We start from the raw sequence: 822 nt of genomic DNA on the forward strand, positions 1-822 counted from the left end.
TCATCTATGAGGCCACGAAACAGCTCTATGGCCATACTGGAAACCCTTCCATTGATCCAGTCGTATTCTTTAAGTTCATGCTTATCGGTTGCTTGGAGAATATTACCTCCGACAGAAAGTTGGTCGAGCATTGCTCCCTACGCATGGATATGCTGTATTTCCTAGGCTATAACATTGACGAGCCGCTTCCTTGGCACTCTACCCTGAGTCGTACTCGACAACTTTACCCGGAAGCACTTTTTGAGGCAGTATTCGATAAAGTATTTAGCTTATGTGTAGCCAGCAACATGACCGTCCGCGGCTGCGGTGGCTGGCCGTAGGGTAGCCATCGACTCGGCCCCCGTCAAAGCCAATGCTTCGATGGAAAGACTGCTAGAAAAACAACCCAATCTACCGAGTCCCAGGCTGGTCCGGTCGGCTGAGGGTCAGAATGAGCCAGTGCCTTCCATCGCTCCACCCAGCCCCCGTCAAGCTGCGTCGGTGATTACCGCAGCCGATCACCAATTGAGACGGTTGAAAAAGCATCAGCAAAACCTGAAAAGTGCACCCACTACTTTAGGGGCCGGTAACGAAAAGGCCAAGTTACTCAGCAACAAAACCCACTACAGTCCCACCGATCCCGATGCCCGCATCTCGATTAAGCCGGGTAAAGCCCGCAAACTAAACTACCATTGTAGCCTGGCAGTTGATACGGCCGAAGGCGTCATTAGTCATGTACAGGCCGATTTTGCCGATGGCCGGGATAGCCAGTACTTGCCTGATATCGCTCTCAAGCTTCAGCAGCGATTGGCCGCCAATGAGCTACGTTTAGAAGAGGTATTG

General features: G+C 51.7%; 1 pseudogene. It reads left to right on the forward strand.

What is annotated here, in order from left to right:
* Window positions 1-822, forward strand: a pseudogene (locus tag ACYVK4_RS33625) (transposase); the annotation flags it as partial.

The organism is Spirosoma aerophilum (assembly GCF_054782495.1).